This window comes from Brevibacterium sp. VCM10 (genome assembly GCF_000583215.1).
In the GTDB taxonomy this organism is placed as follows: domain Bacteria; phylum Actinomycetota; class Actinomycetes; order Actinomycetales; family Brevibacteriaceae; genus Brevibacterium; species Brevibacterium linens.
Window position 1 is genome coordinate 1 of record NZ_JAJB01000013.1, and the last position, 18606, is coordinate 18606.

The following is an 18606-nucleotide window of genomic DNA, read 5'->3' on the forward strand; positions in this document are numbered from 1 at the left end:
ACCTCGCGCGAGGTTGCTGGGCCGCCGTCAGGTAGCAATTAGAGGGAGTTGTGGTGGTCAGCTGCAGCCGTTCGGGCCGCAGGCGGCGCCGTCGGCGAAGTCCTCGGCCGCTGACTGCGGAGGGCCGGCGAGCACCGTGAGCTTCTGGCCCTCATCCCATGCCGTCTCGAGGGCCTGGGTGAAGACGTCGGCCGGCTGTGCCCCGGAGATGCCGTACTTGCGGTCGATGACGAAGAACGGGACGCCGCCCGCTCCGAGCGAGCGTGCCTCGCTGATATCGGACCGCACCTCCTCGGAGTACTCATCGGTTGCGAGGACGCGACGGACTTCGTCGGAATCGAGGCCGATCTCACGCCCCACCTCGGCGAGATAATCGATGTCACCGATGTCGCGCCCCTTCTCGAAGTGCCCCGACAGCAGCGCTTCCTTGGCCTGTGACATGAGCCCGTGAGTCTTGGCGAAGTGGAGGAAGCGATGGGCGGTGAAGCTGTTGGCCACGACGATCGAATCGAAGTCGTAGTTCAGACCGACTGCGGCGGCCTGCTGCGTGACATGGTCGAACATCTGCCGCACCTGAGCAGCGGGCATGCCCTTCGTCTGGCTGAGGTATTCGGTCTCGGTGCCGCCGAAGTGATCGGGCAGGCTCGGGTCGAGCTGGAAGCTGCGCCATTGGACCTCGACGTCGTCCCTATGAGCGAAGCCGTCGAGAGCGTGCTCGAAACGACGTTTTCCGATATAGCACCAGGGGCACGCGATGTCCGACCAGATCTCAATCTTCATATCAATGCCAACCGTGCCCATCTCATGGTTATTCCGCTGTGCCGTCTCAGAACAGAGCCTGCTGCGATGGGGCGGCGAGCTGCTGCGTCGGAGCCGCTGCTGCGCCGGTCTTCTGCATGGTTCGGCTCGAGTCCCGGCGACCGCGCATCCTCGACGTCGCCGGGTAGTCGTCATCGCTGCGACCACGCAGACCATAGTGGTCGATGAGCGGGTTGATGCGCTCACCGAGCCACCGTCGATACTCCTTCGACGCGTAGGAGGACCGGGCATACATCGTGCGGTAGCGGGGGAGGAGGTCCGGGCGTTCGCGTTCGAGCCATTCGAAGAACCATTCGCGGGCACCGGGGCGCAGGTGCAGGGCCCCATAGACGACCCGCGCGGCCCCGGCGTCCTTGACCGCGCGGAGAGCGGACTCGAGGTGATCGCGGGAATCGGTGAGCTTCGGCATGATCGGCATCATGAACACAGTGACATCGAATCCGAGGTCGGCGGCCGCGCGCACGGTGGCCAGCCTGGCCTTCGTCGTCGGCGTGCCCGGTTCGAGGCTCTGCTGCAGAGCGTCGTCGTGAACGGCGATCGACATGCTGATCTCCACCGCAACGTCTTCTGCGGCACGGGCCAGCAGCGGAAGATCGCGGCGCAGCAGCGTCCCCTTGGTCAGAATCGACATCGGCGTCGACTGCTCGGCCAGTGCGCTGATGATCCCCGGCATGAGGGAGTAGCGGCCTTCGGCGCGCTGATAGGGGTCGGTGTTCGTGCCCAGGGCCACATGGTCTCTCGCCCATGTCGGCCGTGCCAGTTCGGCGGTGAGGACATCGGCGATATTGACCTTGACGACGACCTGGCGATCGAAGTCGGTCCCGGAATCGAGATCGAGGTAGCGGTGAGTGCTCCTGGCGAAGCAGTACACGCAGGCGTGTGAGCAGCCGCGGTAGGGGTTGATGGTCCAGGAGAAGGGCATCGAGCTGGAATGCGGGACTCTATTCAGCGCCGACTTCGCCAGCACCTCGTGGAAGGTGATTCCTGAGAACTCCGGTGTCTGCACAGACCGGACCAGTCCCTTCGTCCCGAAGAGGACCGGGGTGCTCTGGTCGGTGCTGCCGCTCGCTTCGTTCCACCGCATGACACAATTCGAACATGAGTTCGAATGCGAGTCAAGGACGGAATGTCGTCGGGCGCGGTCAGGAGACGCGCAGCCCCTTGAACTCACTGCGGTGGAAGACCAGGGCCTCGGGCCCGCCATCGTTTCGGGTGCCGAGGATCTCGAGCAGTGCCACCGTGTGGTCGCCGGCCGCGACCTCCTCGTAGAGCCTGGTCCAGAGGAAGGCAGAGCTGCCGGGGATCGTCAGCCCGCCCCCGGCCGTGACCTCGGGGCTGACGCCGGTGAAGCGTCGACTGCGATCCTTCGCCGCCAGCTGCCTGGCCAGCTGATCCTGATTGGAGCCCAGCAGGGAGATGCCAAGCTCGGGCGCCTGGCGCAGGGTGGGCCATGTGGTCGACGAGTTCTGGACCGCGACGCTGACCAGAGGCGGGTCGAGGGAGACGCCGACGGTCAGGGTGGAGGCGACAAGGCCCACGGGTGCCGCATTGACCTCGGCCCCGATGAACGCGACCCCCTGCGGGAAATGGGAGAAGGCCTCGCGGAGAGCCTCGGGTGTTGCCGGGGTCACCGGGGCCGGTGATTGTGCGGTGCGGTCTGCCAAGAGCGTCATTCCTTCACCTCTGTCTTCGTGTGGTCGTCGGAGTCTCGGGCGCCTGCTGATCTGTTGAGCAGACAAGGTCGACGAGGTCGTCTGCGAGTGCCTATGAAGTCGATCATTGCAAATCGGAACCGTTTCCATCGTGGCCAAGGTCATACGAAGACGACTTATGACCACATATGAAGCTGAGCGTCGGGACGTGACACAAAAGTGCAGGTGCCTGCGAGGTCCGGGCATAGATTGCTCAGCGAAACACGGACTCGCCTGGCAGCGAGCCGACCGAACCCCGCCGCAGAGGAGCATCACATGACGCAGACGTCGGTCACCGCACCGAGAACCCAGGGCCCACCGCAGCGGCTCTTGTCGGGGAAGAAGCGGGTGCTGGCTTCGGCCTTCGCCGGAACGACGATCGAGTGGTACGACTTCTACCTCTACGGCACCGCCGCGGCCCTGATCTTCAATGTCCAGTTCTTCCCCAGCCACAGTGAGCTGGGCAGCAGTCTCGCCGCCTTCGCCAGCCTCGCCGTCGGCTTCTTCGCCCGACCACTGGGCGGCATCATCGCCGGCCATCTCGGCGACCGGGTGGGCAGAAAGGCTCTTCTCGTCGTCTCCCTGCTGTCCATGGGAATCGCGTCGACGCTCATCGGACTCGTCCCGAACTTCAGTGCGATCGGCTGGTGGGCAGCTGCTGCCCTCGTCATCCTGCGCATCGTGCAGGGACTCTCGGCCGGAGCGGAATGGGGCGGCTCGGCACTGCTCTCGGTCGAACACGCACCGGCGAGCAAGCGCGGACTGTTCGGCTCCTTCACCCAGATCGGCTCGGCTGCGGGAATGCTCTTGGCCACCGGCGCCTTCTTCGCCGTCCAGAGCCTGCTCACCGACGAACAGTTCGAAGCCTTCGGCTGGCGCATCCCCTTCCTCGCCTCCGCTCTGCTCGTCGCGCTGGGACTGTGGATCCGCCTCGGCGTCTCCGATGCCCCGGAATTCCAGGAGCTCAAAGCCTCCGGCGATGTCGCCAAGGCGCCGCTGCGCGACGTGCTGACCAAACACCCACGGGTCCTCCTCGCCACCATCGGACTCCGCCTGGCGCAGAACAGCGTCTTCTACCTCATCACCGTCTACATGCTCAGCTACCTGTCGGAGAACCGCGGCGACTCGACCTCGGGTGTCACGGCCGTCATGATCGCCTCGGCGATCGGCCTGGTCACCGGGCCTCTCTGGGGGTGGGTCTCGGACAAGGTCGGTCGCAAACGCGTGAGCATCGGCGGCATCATCGGCGTCGCCGTCTTCGGCTGGATCTTCTTCGCCTTCCTCGACTCGGGCCCCTTGGCATTCCTGCCCATCATCGTCATCCTCGGCATGAACCTCGCCCACGATGCGATCTACGGCCCGCAGGCCGCGTGGTTCGCCGAACAGTTCCCCATCGAGGTCCGCTACTCGGGCGTGAACATGGGCTACCAGCTGGGCACCGTCATCGGCGGCGGAATCATGCCGATGGTCGCGGCACTGCTCTACGTTGCCGGAGGCCACTCACCCTGGCTGATCTGCGGTTACCTCACCCTGCTGTGCGTGCTCTCGCTCATCGCCGCCATCGGCGCCAAAGATCCCGCCCGAACGCTCGCGCGCACCGCGGCCTGAAACCACCAGCCGATGCGTCGGCCACACCCATCGCACCACCATGATTAGGAGACTCCCATGACGAAACCGATCCTGCTCAATGCCTTCGACATGATGACCCCGGTCCACCAGTCACCCGGACTGTGGCGCCACCCGGAATCGAGAGTCGACGAGTTCACCCAGCTGTCCTTCTGGACGGACCTGGCCAAGACCCTCGAGGACGGCGGATTCTCCTCTCTCTTCCTCGCCGACATCCTCGGCGTCTATGACGTGTACGGCGGCAACGCCGATGTCACGAACCGTGGGGGAGTGCAGTTCCCACTGCTCGACCCCCTCGTCGCCGTCCCCGCCATGGCCGCAGCCACGACGACGCTGGGATTCGGCGTGACCGCCTCGGTGACCTATGAGAAGCCCTACCTGCTCGCCCGCACCCTGACCACCCTCGATCACTTCACGAACGGGCGTGTGGCCTGGAACATCGTCACCAGCTATGTCGACTCCGCCGCCCGCAACCTCGGGCTCAAGGGCCAGATCCCGCACGATGAGCGCTACGACCGGGCCGATGAGTTCATGGAGGTCATGTACAAGCTGTTCGAGGGCTCGATCACCCCTGACGCGCTCAAAGCCGATGCCGACGCCAACGTCTTCGTCGACCCGAACGAGGTCCACGACATCGGCCACGACGGCAAGTTCTTCACCGTCCCCGGTCAGGCGCTCGCAGTCCCCGGACCGCAGGGCACCCCGCTGCTCTTCCAGGCCGGTGCATCCAAACGCGGCCAGGAATTCGCACTCGACCACGCCGAGGCGATCTTCTTCTCCGGACCGACCCCGGAGATCCTGCGCAGCTGGGTCGACAAGGTCCGCGACGGACTCGAAGAGCGCGGACGCGCCCGTGACGCGGTGAAGATCTTCGCTCTGGCCACCGTCATCGTCGACGACACGGACGAAGCAGCCGAGGCTCGCCTGGCCGACTATCGCCGCTACGTCGACACCGAATCCGCGCTGTCCCTGTTCGGCGGATGGACCGGGGTCGACCTTTCGGGAGCTGACCCCGAGGACACCCTCGAATACGTCTCGACCGAAGCCAACCAGTCGGCGCTCGCCTCCTTCACCACCATGGCCGGCGACAGGGCCTGGACGATCCGCGACCTTGCGGAGTTCGTCGCCCTCGGCGGACGCGGACCGGTCATCACCGGATCACCGGAGACCATCGTCGACGAATTCGAACGCTGGATGACCGAAGCCGATATCGACGGATTCAACATCGCCGCGGCCGTGCGTCCGGCCGATGCCGAACGCTTCGCGAAGTATGTCTCACCCGAACTGCGCCGCCGCGGACTCCTGCCCGAACCGACCGCAGGTGCCACGGTCCGCGAGCAGCTCACCGGGGCCGGCCCCCGCCTGGCCGAGGACCACACGGGTGCCCGGTACCGCCTCGGCGAGGGTGCCCGCGTCTGATCGGACGGGCTCGACGAATCGGAGATCGGCCGTGAGGCATAATGGTCTGCGGCCGTTTTCCGATCCGTGAACCGAACTGAGACCGCGTATGAGTGCATCGACTCCGCTGACCACCACAGACACTGCCGAGGATCGCGAATACCGGCGCAGAGCGCTCGTCGCCGCCGCCGTCGGCTACGGACTCGACGGCTTCGATCTCCTCATCCTCAGCTTCGCCCTGACGGGCATCATCGCCTCTTTCGGACTCAGCACCGTCGAAGCCGGATCCCTGTCGACGATCACACTGATCGGCGCCGTGGTCGGCGGAATCGTCTTCGGCGCCCTTGCCGATCGGCATGGCCGCGTGCGGGTGCTCACCTGGACGGTCCTCATCTTCGCGGTATTCACCGGGCTGTCGGCGCTGGCGCAGGGGTATTGGGACCTCGCCGCCTACCGGTTCATCGCCGGAATCGGGATCGGCGGTGAGTTCGGCATCGGCATGGCTCTGGCCGCCGAGGCGGTGCGTGCCGACCAGCGAGCCCGGGCCACCTCATGGGTGGGAGTGGGATTCCAACTCGGCGTCTTCGCCGCAGCCGTCGTCTCGGCTCCCGTCATCGCCCTGTGGGGGTGGCGGGCACTGTTCGTCATCGGGCTCGTCCCCGCTGTCTTCGCCTTCATCATCCGGCGCGGCGTCGAGGAGCCGCAGACTTTCGTCCGGGCCCAGGAGAAGCGGGAGTGGGGCGCCGAGGCGGCCGGTGGGGAACACGAGGCGAGCGGAGTGCCGAATTCCTTCGGAGCGAAGATCGCCGCGCTGTTCAGAGATCGGGAGACGGTGACGATCACCCTGGCGCTGACGGTCCTCACCAGCGTGCAGAACTTCGGCTATTTCGGCATCATCACCTGGCTGCCGAACTATCTGTCCGAGCAGATCGGATTGGGTGTCACCAAGGGGTCGCTGTGGACGGCAGTAACGGTGATGGGGATGCTCGCCGGGATCCTCATCTTCGGTCAGGTCGCCGACCGTCTCGGCCGCCGTCCCGCCTTCTGGATCTTCCAGGCCGGAGCCATCGTCACCATCCTCGCCTACAGCCAGTTCACCGATCCGAGCGCGCTGCTGGCCGGTGGGTTCTTCATGGGCGCCTTCGCCAATGGAATGCTCGGCGGCCATGGGGCGCTGCTGGCCGAGCTCTATCCCACGGCGGTCAGGGCAACCGCCCAGAACGTCATCTTCAATCTCGGCCGTGCCATCGGGGGACTGGCCCCGGTCGTCATCGCCCTGCTCGCAGGACATCTCGGCTTCGGCTTCGCGCTGGCGCTGCTGCCGCTCATCTATCTCATCCAGTTCCTCGCGATGTTCCTCATTCCGGACAGGCGCGGACGCCGTCTCGACTGACCGGTGGGCCAACCATGCTCTGCCTGCCGCCGGTGCTCATGTCGGTAGGACGCCCGGCGGCACCGAACCGTTCCGCGGTGCTCGTGACGAACTGTGACAGACGATGACGGCACCCGGCCGCCGCGACACCATACTTGTCGACTGTGACTTCGACAGATCCCGCCGCGAATGCGGCACAGACACCATCCGCATCCACTCGTGACGGGCAGGCGGCGATGCCGACTCCGCGCATCGTCTCCTCCGCAGCCGATATCCACTCGATCCTCGCCGAATTCGGCTCCCAGGGGACGAAGACGACGGCCGTGATCATTCTCGCTCTCGGCGGGATCTTCATGGATGCCTACGACTTCTCCTCCCTGGCCTTCGGCATCACCGCCATCCAGGAGCAGTTCGGCCTCTCCGGCTTCATGACCGGACTCGTCAACGCCGCGATCATGGTCGGAGCCGTCATCGGCGCACTCTTCGGCGGATACCTCGTCGATCGGTTCGGACGCTACAGGCTCTTCATGGCCGATATGGTCTTCTTCGTCGTCGCCGCCATCGGCTGTGCCGTGGCACCGAACGAATGGGTCCTCATCGTCTTCCGCTTCGTCATGGGCATCGGCGTCGGACTCGATCTGCCGGTGGCGATGGCGTTCCTCGCCGAATTCTCGAAGCTCAAAGGCAGAGGCAATCGCTCACAGCGGGTCAACGCCTGGTCGCCGGCCTGGTACTTCGCCACCGGCATGGGCTACGTCATCGTGCTCATCATCTTCATCACCCTGCCGTATGACCAGCATGCGATCCTGTGGCGCATCGTCGTCGGATTCGGTGCCGTCCCCGCCCTCATCGTCCTCCTCGTCCGCCGCCGCTACCTTGCCGAATCACCCGAATGGCTGGCCAACCAGGGCGACCTGCGAGGCGCCGTCGAAGTCATGCGCAGCCACCACAACCTCAACGTCGAACTCGCTCCCGCCGACGCCCGCGAGACTCCGAACGCTTCGTCCGCCCCGGTCAAGGGCGGACGGTGGGCCGGCTTCGCCGAACTCTTCTCCCCGCGCTACCGGGTGCGCACGATCGTCGCGCTCTGCGTCTCCGTGTTCTCGACCTTCGGCTACAACGCCGTCGCCTACGGCACCCCGCTCATCATCACCACGCTCTTCCACCAGACCCCGCTGATCACGATCATCGCCTCACTGGTCATCAACCTGGGCTTCGGAACGATCGGCGGCCTGTTGGGCATGAGCATCGTCAACCGCTTCGGCACCCGGAAGATCACCCTCATCGGATTCGTCATCCAGGCTCTGGCTCTGGGAACGCTGGCCCTGGTGGGCATCCCGAACGGGGCTCTCGTCCTCGTCGCCGTGGCCATGCTCGCGGCCTTCGTCTTCGCTCAGGCCGGCGGGCCGGGAGCGAACCTCATGAACTATGCGACCCTGTCCTATCCGACGCGGCTGCGCGGAATCGGCATCGGATTCAACCAGTCTGTCCTGCGCGCGTTCTCGATCGTCTCGCTCATCATGTTCCCGATCCTCGCGGCGTCCCTGGGCACCGGAGTGTTCTGGATCGTCGCCTGCGCACCGCTGGCTGGCGCGATCGCCGTCGGCATCGTCGCCTGGGACCCGACCGCCAAGGACGTCGAACACGAGAGCTGAGAGTCTCGCTGAGTGTTCTCGCCTCACCACTGTGTCTGTCGCCGGCGACCGGCTGAAACGCCCAAGACCAGGGGAAACGGCCAAACAGAGCATGAATGGTATGCCATTACACGAAGTGGCATATCGGCTGTGGTGCGATCGCGTCCCCGTCCAGGAGGTCGTGGCCGATCGGCCCGAATAGAGGGGCTAGGCGAAGTATCCCGGCGCGATTCATTGCCACCGGGATGTGAGCTGGGTTACTCTGAATTCGTCAGATGGCCGTGCCGCAGTGCTGTGTTTACTTTTTTGGTATCCCGGTTGGGCATTGATCGGATCCAAGGAGTGGACTGCATGAGGAAGACCGAGTCGGCGGAGGCACCCGTGCCCACCCGCCTGGGGCCCAGCCCCGATCAGCTGGCGGCTCACCGCATCAGTCCGCGCTTCTACAATGCGGACCTCGCCCCGTCCCGTAAGGAGGGGCGCAGCTGGACGGCCTACAGCGTCTTCACCCTGTGGGCCAACGATGTCCACTCCCTGGGCAACTACGGGTTCGCACTGGGACTCTTCGCTCTCGGCCTCGGAGCCTGGCAGATCCTCGTGGCGCTCCTCGTCGGTGCCGCTCTGCTGTTCTTCCTGCTCACCCTCTCCGGTTTCATGGGATACAAGACGGGAGTGCCCTATCCGGTGATGAGCCGGATCTCTTTCGGCATCCATGGGGCCCAATTGGCCGCCTCGGTGAGGGGCATCGTCGCCATCGCCTGGTTCGGCATCCAGACCTATCTGGCCTCGAGCGTCCTCAACGTCATGCTGCTGACGATGTTCTCGGGCCTGCAGTCCTGGGCCGATGCCGAGTTCCTCGGACTCTCCGGGCTCGGCTGGTTCTCCTTCACCCTGCTGTGGGTCATCCAAGTCATCATCGTCAGCTACGGGATGGAGATGATCCGCCGCTACGAGGCCATCGCCGGACCGATCATCCTCGTGACCTTCCTCGCTCTGGCCGTCTGGATGCTCATCCGCGTCGATTTCTCCATCGCGTGGTCGACCGATGACGCGCTCAGCGGCTGGCAGATGTGGGCGCACATCTTCGGCGGAGGCGCGCTGTGGGTGTCCATCTACGGAACCTTCGTCCTCAACTTCTCCGACTTCACGAGGGCGGCGAAGAAGCGCGGATCGATCGTCGTCGGCAACTTCTGGGGCATCCCGGTGAACATGCTCGTCTTCGGTCTTGTCGTCATCTCGCTGGCCGGCGCGCAGTACAAGATCGACGGCACCGTCGTCACCTCACCGGCCGATATCGTCCAGACCATCGGCAGCCCGGTCCTGCTCGTGCTGGCTTCCCTGTCGCTGCTCCTGCTCACCGTCGCGGTCAATCTCATGGCGAACTTCGTCGCTCCGACCTACGCGCTGACGAACCTGTTCCCGCGGCACCTGAACTTCCGCAGCGCCGCCATCATCTCCGCCGTCATCGGCTTCGTCATCCTGCCGTGGAACCTGTACGACTCCCCGGTGGTCATCGTCTACTTCCTCGGCGGACTCGGCGCCCTGCTCGGACCCCTGTTCGGCGTGATCATGGTCGACTACTGGGTGGTGCGCAAGACGAAGGTCAACGTGCCCCAGCTCTACACCGAGGCCGGCGACGGAGAGTACTTCTACCACCGCGGGGTCAACTGGAGAGCCATCGGAGCCTTCATCCCCGCCTCGGCGATCTCACTCGTCTTCGCTCTCGTGCCCGCCTTCTCCGGCATCTCCGAGTTCTCCTGGTTCTCCGGGGCCGCGATCGCCGCCCTCATCTACTTCGTCATCGCCCGCCGCGACTTCACATTCCGCGAGGTCGACGGTGAGGAGATCGCCGTCCCGACCCACCACTGATCGGAGCCGACCTATGAGAATCCTCGTCGTCAACGTCAACACGACCGAGTCGATGACCGAGGGCATCGCCCGCGCGGCACGGCAGGCCGCCTCGGCGGGAACCGAGATCATCGGTCTGACTCCCGACTTCGGCGCCGAATCCTGTGAAGGCAACGTCGAAAGCCATCTTGCAGCCCTCGGCGTCATGGATGCGGTTCTGAAATACCCCGGCGAGTTCGATGCCGTGATCCAAGCCGGGTACGGCGAGCACGGCCGCGAAGGCCTGCAGGAGCTGCTGGACGTGCCGGTCATCGACATTACCGAGGCGGGGGCGGCCCTGGCGATGTTCCTCGGGCGTCGCTTCTCGGTCGTCACCACGCTCGATCGGACCGTTCCGCTCATCGAGGACCGACTGCTGTTGGCCGGCTTCGACGCCCACTGCGTGTCCGTGCGGGCATCGGGGATGGCCGTGCTCGAGCTCGAGGAGAACCCGCAGGCCGCGATCGAGGCGATCGCCGATCAGGCCGCCGAGGCGGTCGACCGTGACCGTGCCGAAGTCATCGTGCTCGGCTGCGGGGGAATGGCGGAGCTCGGCGAGACGATCACGCAGCGCAGTGCCGTGCCCGTCGTCGACGGAGTCACGGCCGCTGTGCGCCTGGCCGAATCTCTCGTCGGACTGGGGCTGAGCACGTCGAAGGTGCGCACCTTTGCTCCTGCCCGGGAGAAGAAGCTCAGCGGCTGGCCGTTCGGTCAGCCGGCGCCGGCCGAATCTCCAGTGGCCGAATCCTCAGTGGGATCTCCGGCGGCGGGATCGGCGGCAGGATCTTCGCCGGCGGCAGGATCGGCTTGACCCTCGAGGGGACCGGATCGGGCCAACCGCTTCGAATGCTTGTCGTGCTGCTCCTGACTCGTTCCCAGGTGGCGGCCGGCCAGTGATCCGGCCAGCGCCTGATCCCGGCGGGCGATGGCGTCGAAGAGTTCGGCATGCTCGGTGGCGACGACCGCGAGGTCATCATGCTGACTCAGCTGCCACCGCATCCGCGAATCCAGCAGGGCACCGATCTCACCGAGGAGTTCATTGCCCGAGAGCTCGGTGACGATGGCATGGAACTCCGCGGCACAGCGATGGGCACCGGCGACGTCCCCGGCGTCGGCGAGCTCCCGGCCCTTGAGCATCGTGGCCTCCAACCGGGCCAGCCCCTCCCTGGTATGGCGCTGAGCGGCGAGCTCGAACGAGAGGACGTCGAAGACTGTGCGCACCTCGTTGAGGTCGGCGATGTCGCTGGGGGAGAACTCCCTGACCGTCGACCAGGTGTTCGGACGGTTCGTCACCAGCCCTTCCGAGGCTAGCTTCTTCAGCGCCTCGCGGATGGGCACCCTGGAGACGCCGAGCTCGGTGGCGAGGTTGCGTTCGACCAGACGCGAACCCGGTCGACGATGGCCTTCGATGATCTCATTGCGCAGCGCCTCGGTGACCCGCATGGTCTCCGACTGGGGACTCTCGGCAGACTTCATCCGGTCCCTCACCTCACTGTGAGCGCTTCATGGCACGGCCCAGAGTATCGAGCCCGACCGAGCCGAGGCCCAGCGCCCGGGTGTGGAAGTCCTTGAGGTCGAAATCGGCACCCGCCGCAGCTTTCGCCTCGTCACGGTACTGCTCCCACAGCCGCTGGCCGATCTTGTAACTCGGCGCCTGTCCGGGCCAACCGAGGTAGCGGTCGAGTTCGAAGGCCAGGAACGACCGGTCCATGGCCACATTGTCCGTGAGGAACTGCCAGGCCTTCTCCCGGTTCCAGGTCCCACCGCCGAGGCTCTCAGGCGCCTCGAGGCCGAGGTGGAATCCGATGTCGAGGACGACACGGGCGGCACGCAGCCGCTGCGAATCGAGCATGCCCAGATAATCGCCGGGGTCGTCGAGGAATCCGAGATCGGCCATGAGCTTCTCCGCGTACAGCGCCCACCCTTCGCCGTGGCCAGACACCCAGCACATGAGGCGGCGCCAGCGGTTGAGTGTGTCGGAGACATAGGTGGCCTGGCCGACTTGGAGATGGTGGCCGGGTACACCCTCGTGGTAGACGGTGGTCTTCTCCTGCCAGGTGGCGAAGTCCGTGACGCCGTCGGGGACCGACCACCACATGCGGCCGGGGCGGGAGAAGTCATCGGTCGGGCCCGTGTAGTAGATGCCGCCGGTCGCCGAAGGCGCGATCATGCACTCGATCGTGCGCACGGGTTCGGGAATATCGAAATGAGACTTGCCGAGTTCGCGGATGGCCTCATCGGCCACCTCCTGCATCCAGGTCCGCAGCGCCTCGGTGCCGTGCAGGGTCCGCTGCGGATCGTTGTTGAGGGCGTCCATGACCTCGAACAGGTCTGCGCCGGGCATGATCTTCGCCGCCACCTCGCGTTGCTCGGCATCGATGCGCTCGAGTTCCTCGAGTCCCCAGGCGTACGTTTCGTCGAAGTCCACCTCAGCACCGAGGAAGTCCCGGGAGTAGAGCGCATAGGCGTCGCGACCGCACGCTTCGTCATCTCCGGCGGCGGGCAGTACCTGTTCGCCGAGGAAATCGGCCAGTCCCGAGGCGGACTTGCGAGCTGCCTCGGCGTGGGTGTCGAGATCCGAACGCAGAGCGTCGGGAACATCGGCACCGGCGACGAGACGATCGAAGTTGCTGCCGGGTTCGGCCAGGGCACGGGCCTGTTCGATGACCTTCTCGACCTGGATGCGGGCGGCGACGCGCCCGTTGTCGCGCGCCATCGCCAGGGACTCCTGGTAGCCGACCAATGAGCCGGGCACGGCTGCCAGCGTGGTCGATATCGTCTCCCAATCGGCCACGGTCTCCGTGGGCATGAGGTCGAAGGCATCGCGGACCTGCTGCAGCGGGGATTCGATGACGTTGAGGCTGGCGTGCTTGATCCCGGCGGCGAAGTAGTCGCGGTCGACCCCGAGGCGATCACGCATCGCATCGATGGTCACGAGGTCGACCTCGTCGAGGTCGGGGCGGTCGGCGACCTCATCGAGGCGGGACAGGGTCGCCACGGTGACGTCGTTGATCGCGGCGAGTCCGGCCGGCGAGAAGTCGTCGAAGCCCTGCGCACCGTCGAGTCCGAGGTAGAGGGCGAGAGAGGGGGAGAGGGCGAGCATGTCATCGACGTAGTCTTCAGCGACCGTATCGACGGCGGAGGGGGTTCTCTTCACAGTCATGATGACCACCCTATCGCGAGCTGAGTCACATCAGCGTTGGACCGGACCGCGCAATCGGCGCGAACCCGCTAATGTGTCACTGTTCCCCGCAGACTACAGAAAGTGAGACCGATCTCCCGTGGCACGAGCGAAGCTGTGGACGAAGGACTTCATCGTCGGAATCGGGCTCAACCTCTGGATGTCGATGGTCTTCTACCTGCTCATGACGTCGATGGCCGGGTACGCGGTGGCACGGTTCTCCGCCGGTGAGGCCGCCGCCGGTTTCGCCTCGTCCTCGTTCGTCGTCGGTGCCGTCGTCGCTCGCGTGCTGACCGGGAAGTATCTCGACTTCATCGGTCGGCGCAAACTGCTCATCATCACCATGGCGATCTCCGTGCTCGCCTCCTTCGCCTATATCTATGCCGGCGACCTCTCTGTGCTCCTGACGTTGCGCATCGTCCACGGCATCGCATTCGGGGCCGGGAACACCGCGATCATGACGGCCATCCAGAGCATCATCCCCGCCTCTCGCCGGGGAGAGGGCACCGGGTACTTCGGCACTGCGACGACCCTGTCGACGGCGCTCGGGCCGTATCTGGGAGTCATCCTGCCCCGCGAGTTCGACTTCGTCATGCTCTTCGTCGCCTCGGCGTTCATGTCCGTCCTCGCTCTCATCTGCTGTTTCCTCATCCGCCTGCCGGTGCAGGAGATCAGCGACTTTCAGCGGCGCACGAAATGGCATCTCAAACTCGGCACCCTCGTCGACCGGGACGGGCTGCGGATCGGCTCGGTCATGCTTCTGGCCGGCACCGCCTACGCCGCAGCGCTGGTGTTCCTCGCCGGCTATGCAGCCGAACACGGCGTCGCCTCCGCCGCGTCCCTGTTCTTCGTGGCCTTCGCCGTGGCGTCGCTGTTCGCCCGTCTGTTCGTCGGTCGGCTGCAGGACACCTTCGGTGACAATGCGGTGATCTTCCCCGTCTTCATCGCCGACATCGCCGGCAACGTCCTGCTGGCACTGTGGCCGACGATGCCGGGGATCGTCCTGGCCGGAGTGCTCATCGGCCTCGGCTTCGGTTCTCTCATGCCGTGCATGCAGGCCATCACCGTCAAATCCGTGCCGATGAGCCGTGTGCCCGTCGCCACCGCCTCGTTCTTCCTCCTCCTCGACGCAGGGTCCGGCATCGGCCCCGTCATCCTCGGCTTCCTCTACCCGTTCACCGGCGGAAACGGGATGTTCCTCGTCTGCGCCGGACTCGTCGTCCTCGCCATCGGCGTGTACGTCTGGGTGCACGGGCGTCGCCGCGGCGGTCGTCCCGGCCGCGAATACCTCGGCTGAGGCTCCCGCCCTCTCCGAACTACCTGACGGGGGCCCAGCAACCTCGCGCGAGGTTGCTGGGCCCCCGTCAGGTAGCAATAAGGGGAGTGTTGGGGGTGGTGGGATCGCGATAGGCTTGAGTCCCCAAAGTCTGCCGCCCCGGGAGGATGAGGATGAAGTTCGCGCTCGCTCAGATCAACACCACCACCGAGGTGGCCGACAACCTCGAGAAGGTCCGTTCCCATGCCCGTCAGGCGGCTGCGACGGGAGCCCGGTTCGTCGTCTTCCCAGAAGCGACGATGTCGGCCTTCGGATCCGGACTGCGCGCCATCGCCGAGGAGCACACCGAGTCGTGGAGACAGGCGCTGAGTGAGCTCGCCGTCGAGACCGGGATCACCGTCGTCGTCGGCGAATTCGCGGCCACGGAAGACAAGGTCATCAACCTGCTCGCCGTCTATTCCCCTGACGGCCGGCGCAGCGACTATGCGAAGATCCACCTCTACGATGCCTTCGGCTTCAAGGAATCCGACACCGTCGCGGCGGGGGAGGAGCCGGTGCTCTTCACCGTCGACGGCGAGGACATCGGCCTGGCGCTGTGCTACGACATCCGCTTCCCGAAGCTCTTCGCCGAACTCAGCCGTCGCGGCGCACGCCTGACCGTCGTCGCCGCCTCGTGGGGTGCGGGACCGCGCAAGGCCGAACAGTGGGAGATCCTGGCCCGCGCCCGGGCGCTGGACTCGAACATGTTCATCGCCGCGCTCGGCCAAGCCGACCCCGAGGTGACCGGGGTTCCCGTCCCGAAGAAGGGACCGACCGGGGTCGGCCACAGCCTGGTCTCCGACCCGCTCGGCAAGGTGCTGAACTCACTCGACGGTGCCGAACGCCTCGAGATCGTCGAGGTCGACCTCGGTGCAGCCGACACCGCGGCGGAGACGGTTCCGGTGCTCACGAACGCCAAACTCGGGTACTGACCTCGGTTCGGGTCTGCCGCCCATTTCCGGTAAAAATACACTGACTGCAATACTGTTCCCATGAGTTCTGGTTCAGAGGTCCAAGCGTCACCGCCGGTCGAGGGTCTGCGTGAGCGCAAGAAGCGCGAGCGCGGGCAGGCCCTGCGACGTGCCGCCATCGACCTCGCACTGGAGAAGGGCTACGCCAACGTCACCGTCGAAGACATCTGTGAGCGCTGCGGAGTCTCCCGGAGGACGTTCTTCAACTACTACTCATCGAAGGAAGAGGCGCTGCTCGGGCGCGTGGACACCGTCTTCGACGAAGAGGACCAACCGGCTATCGAGGAATTCGAAGCCGGAGGACCCCATGGGCGCCTCGTCTCCGACCTCAAGCATCTGCTCGCATTCATCGTCGATACACGGATGAAGAAGCTCGACGATATGCACCAGTACCACCTCATGCTCAAACAGGATCCGTCGCTGATTCCGCTGCAGATGGCGCGAATGGGCAACAGCGAACGGCTCTTCCGGCAGATCATCCAACGACGGCTCGACGGGGCCGTCTTGCCGCCGGTGGATGTCATGGGGACTCATTCCGGTAACAATCCCGACGATGACATCGTCGTCTCTCCGCGCGCCGAGGCTGTCGCCGCCTTGTCGATGATGGTGCTCAAGACGACGTTCACCCGGATGCGGAGCGTCGACGGCGATCCGGGACCCGTGGTCGACACGCTGTTCGACGAACTGCGCGCACTCTTCCGCGAAGAGACCGACTAGAACTCAGGTCACCGACCCAGGTGCTGGTCCCAGGTCTGGGGGAGGCGCTTGCGCACATTGCGACGCGGAGCCCGGAAGCCGGCCCGATCGCCCTTGCGGGTTTCGGACTCGGCCTCCGCGCTGGCCTGCTGGGCTGCGTAGGCGATCGCTACCTGACGGATCGCCACCACCGCGGCCACAGCGGCGGCACTGGCCATCTCGTCACTGATCGGTTCGCCGTCGTCGGCGTGCACCTGTGACCGCCCCTCCACCGAGGGCACCCGCAGCGTCTCGTCCAAGGTCGGGGCTACCTCGGTGGCGGTACCCTCACCGGGGACGGTCACCCCGGCATCGACTTCGCCGGGCAGGAGCGCCTCGGCGTCGGTCTGCAGATCATCGCTCATAGGGGGATGTTACCGTGCTTGCGCGCGGGAGCGTCGACGTGCTTGTTCTTCAGCGCACGCAGGGAACGCACGATTCGGCTGCGGGTCTCGCTCGGCTTGATGACGGCGTCGATGTAGCCTTCCTCGGCGGCCAGGTACGGGTTGAGCAGCGCATCCTCGTAGTCCTGGATGAGTTCGGCGCGTGCCGCTTCGACGTCCTCTCCGGCCTCTTCGACGGCCTTGAGCTTGCGGCGATAGACGATGTTCGCAGCACCCTGGGCACCCATGACCGCGATCTGCGCGCTCGGCCAGGCGAGATTGATATCGGCACCGAGCTGCTTCGACCCCATCACGCAGTACGCGCCGCCGTAGGCCTTGCGGGTGATGAGGGTGACGAGCGGAACGGTGGCCTCGCCGTAGGCGTAGATGAGCTTGGCGCCGCGGCGGATGATGCCGCCGTACTCCTGGTCGGTGCCCGGCAGGAACCCGGGCACATCGACGAAGGTGAGGATCGGCAGGTTGAAGGCATCGCAGAGGCGCACGAAGCGTGCGGCCTTCTCCGAGGCGTCGATGTCGAGGGTGCCTGCCAGCTGCATGGGCTGGTTGGCGATGACGCCGACGCTCACACCTTCGACGCGGCCGAAGCCTGTGACGATGTTCGGAGCGAAGAGTTCAGAGACCTGCAGGAATTCACCATCGTCGAGGATCGTGGTGACGACGTCGAGGATGTCGTAGGGCTGCGAAGGCGAATCCGGCATGAGCGTATCCAGGGCCTCATCCTCGGGAGTCACCGACAGATCGGACTCGAACTCGTCGGCATCGGCCGGGTCGAGGTTGTTCTGCGGCAGGAACGAGAGCAGATCGCGCACATAGTTGAGCGCATCGTCCTCATCGGAGGCCAGGTAATGGGCGTTTCCGGACACGGTGTTGTTCGTCCGTCCGCCGCCGAGCTCCTCATGACCGACCGATTCGCCGGTGACGGTCTTGATGACGTCGGGACCGGTGATGTACATGTGGCTGATCTGATCGACCATGATCGTGACGTCGGTCAGCGCGGGGGAGTACACGGCGCCTCCGGCCGAGGGGCCCATGATCAGTGAGATCTGCGGGATCACGCCGGACGAGGCGACGTTGAGGCGGAAAATCTCGGCAAAGAGCGCAATCGATCCCACGCCCTCCTGGATCCGGGCACCGCCGGAGTCGTTGATGCCGATGATCGGGCAGCCGAGCTTGAGTGCGAGCTTTTGGACCTTGACGATCTTGCGTCCGTTCGCCTCGGCCAGCGACCCGCCGAGGACCGTGAAGTCGTGCGCGAAGACGGCAACTGTCTTGCCTTCGATCGTGCCCAGGCCGCAGACGACTCCGTCACCGTCGGGGCGGTTGTCCTGCATCCCGAACTGGTGATTGTGGTGGCGGGCGAATTCGTCGATCTCCTGGAAGGAGTCGGCATCGAGGAGATCCGCAATGCGTTCACGGGCGGTCTGCTTGCCGCGCTCGTGCTGATTGTCCACCGAGCGCTGATTGCCCGTGTGGGCGGCTTCCCTGCGCTGGGTGAAAGCGTCGATGCGCTCGGCTGTGGTCCGTGGAGTATCCGTCATGTCTCCACAATAACGATGACGTGAGACTTCATTGT

At 65.4% G+C, this 18606-nt stretch carries 16 protein-coding genes; 9 read left to right on the forward strand and 7 right to left on the reverse strand.

What is annotated here, in order from left to right:
- Positions 1-57: 57 nt before the first annotated feature.
- The 3 genes from AD89_RS0103030 to AD89_RS0103040 are packed head-to-tail and all read right to left on the reverse strand — an operon-like array spanning position 58 to position 2492.
- Positions 58-780: a DsbA family oxidoreductase gene (locus AD89_RS0103030; protein ID WP_025777128.1), complete on the reverse strand. Its 723-nt coding sequence runs from the start codon at positions 778-780 to the stop codon at positions 58-60.
- 46 nt (positions 781-826) lie between these two features.
- Positions 827-1903, reverse strand: a complete 1077-nt coding sequence (locus AD89_RS0103035) for an Rv2578c family radical SAM protein (protein ID WP_025777129.1) — start codon at positions 1901-1903, stop codon at positions 827-829.
- Positions 1904-1961: 58 nt separating this feature from the next.
- Positions 1962-2492: a flavin reductase family protein gene (locus AD89_RS0103040; protein WP_051505006.1), complete on the reverse strand. Its 531-nt coding sequence runs from the start codon at positions 2490-2492 to the stop codon at positions 1962-1964.
- Positions 2493-2786: 294 nt separating this feature from the next.
- On the opposite strand from AD89_RS0103040, the gene AD89_RS0103045 reads away from it, so the two are divergent.
- From AD89_RS0103045 to AD89_RS0103070, 6 genes are all read left to right on the forward strand, one after another.
- Entirely contained in the window at positions 2787-4118 is a 1332-nt protein-coding gene (locus AD89_RS0103045; RefSeq protein WP_025777131.1) for an MFS transporter, read from the forward strand.
- 57 nt (positions 4119-4175) lie between these two features.
- A complete protein-coding gene (locus tag AD89_RS0103050; RefSeq protein ID WP_025777132.1) occupies positions 4176-5555 on the forward strand; it encodes an LLM class flavin-dependent oxidoreductase in 1380 nt (459 codons plus the stop codon).
- Positions 5556-5643: 88 nt separating this feature from the next.
- A complete protein-coding gene (locus AD89_RS0103055; protein ID WP_025777133.1) occupies positions 5644-6927 on the forward strand; it encodes an MFS transporter in 1284 nt (427 codons plus the stop codon).
- Positions 6928-7070: 143 nt separating this feature from the next.
- Positions 7071-8561 carry an MFS transporter gene (locus AD89_RS0103060; RefSeq protein WP_231488393.1) on the forward strand — a complete coding sequence of 497 codons (1491 nt, stop codon included), beginning with the start codon at positions 7071-7073 and terminating at the stop codon, positions 8559-8561.
- Between the two features lie 330 nt (positions 8562-8891).
- The gene (locus AD89_RS0103065; protein ID WP_025777135.1) at positions 8892-10409 is read left to right on the forward strand and encodes an NCS1 family nucleobase:cation symporter-1; all 1518 of its coding nucleotides are present in this window, start codon (positions 8892-8894) and stop codon (positions 10407-10409) included.
- 13 nt (positions 10410-10422) lie between these two features.
- Entirely contained in the window at positions 10423-11238 is an 816-nt protein-coding gene (locus tag AD89_RS0103070; protein ID WP_025777136.1) for an aspartate/glutamate racemase family protein, read from the forward strand.
- On the opposite strand, the gene AD89_RS0103075 is transcribed toward AD89_RS0103070, so the two are convergent.
- Entirely contained in the window at positions 11139-11903 is a 765-nt protein-coding gene (locus AD89_RS0103075; protein WP_025777137.1) for a GntR family transcriptional regulator, read from the reverse strand. The two genes, AD89_RS0103070 and AD89_RS0103075, sit on opposite strands and share 100 nt — an antisense overlap.
- A 13-nt stretch (positions 11904-11916) precedes the next feature.
- Positions 11917-13590, reverse strand: a complete 1674-nt coding sequence (locus AD89_RS0103080; RefSeq protein WP_025777138.1) for a DUF885 domain-containing protein — start codon at positions 13588-13590, stop codon at positions 11917-11919.
- Positions 13591-13708: 118 nt separating this feature from the next.
- On the opposite strand from AD89_RS0103080, the gene AD89_RS0103085 reads away from it, so the two are divergent.
- From AD89_RS0103085 to AD89_RS19180, 3 genes are all read left to right on the forward strand, one after another.
- Complete coding sequence (locus tag AD89_RS0103085; RefSeq protein ID WP_025777139.1) at positions 13709-14905, forward strand: MFS transporter; 1197 nt, start codon at positions 13709-13711, stop codon at positions 14903-14905.
- 152 nt (positions 14906-15057) lie between these two features.
- On the forward strand, positions 15058-15855 hold the full coding sequence (locus AD89_RS0103090) for a carbon-nitrogen hydrolase family protein (protein WP_025777140.1): 798 nt from the start codon (positions 15058-15060) through the stop codon (positions 15853-15855).
- Positions 15856-15915: 60 nt separating this feature from the next.
- The gene (locus tag AD89_RS19180; protein WP_025777141.1) at positions 15916-16611 is read left to right on the forward strand and encodes a TetR/AcrR family transcriptional regulator; all 696 of its coding nucleotides are present in this window, start codon (positions 15916-15918) and stop codon (positions 16609-16611) included.
- Between the two features lie 8 nt (positions 16612-16619).
- Here AD89_RS19180 and AD89_RS18030 read toward each other — a convergent pair whose 3' ends face one another.
- Both AD89_RS18030 and AD89_RS0103105 read right to left on the reverse strand, forming a co-directional pair.
- Positions 16620-16994 carry a hypothetical protein gene (locus AD89_RS18030; RefSeq protein ID WP_025777142.1) on the reverse strand — a complete coding sequence of 125 codons (375 nt, stop codon included), beginning with the start codon at positions 16992-16994 and terminating at the stop codon, positions 16620-16622.
- Positions 16991-18571, reverse strand: coding sequence for an acyl-CoA carboxylase subunit beta (locus AD89_RS0103105; protein WP_025777143.1), 1581 nt, complete (start codon positions 18569-18571; stop codon positions 16991-16993). The genes AD89_RS18030 and AD89_RS0103105 overlap by 4 nt, the downstream gene beginning before the upstream one ends.
- Positions 18572-18606 lie beyond the last annotated feature (35 nt).